Source organism: Mycobacterium arosiense ATCC BAA-1401 = DSM 45069 (assembly GCF_002086125.1).
GTDB classification, from domain to species: domain Bacteria; phylum Actinomycetota; class Actinomycetes; order Mycobacteriales; family Mycobacteriaceae; genus Mycobacterium; species Mycobacterium arosiense.
On the sequence record NZ_MVHG01000387.1, the window covers coordinates 1 to 239 of the forward strand.

General features: G+C 67.8%; 1 protein-coding gene. It reads left to right on the forward strand.

The window, feature by feature from the left end:
* Nucleotides 1–239, forward strand: a 239-nt coding sequence (locus BST14_RS32285) for a carbon-phosphorus lyase complex subunit PhnI (protein ID WP_142279740.1), incomplete at both ends; no start/stop codon positions are given.

Here is a 239-nt window from a genome sequence, read left to right on the forward strand (position 1 = left end):
GTCGGTTCCCGCGAGGAGCTGCCGCAATTCACCCGTGGCTACGGCCTGGCCTTCGGCTACGCCGAGCGCAAGGCGATGGGCATGGCCCTGGTCGACCGCGCCCTGCGCGCCGAGGAATACGGCGAGGAGGTGGTGTCGCCGGCGCAGCAGGAAGAGTTCGTCCTGATGCACTGCGACAACGTCGAGGCCGGCGGCTTCGTCTCGCACCTGAAGCTGCCGCACTACGTCGATTTCCAGTC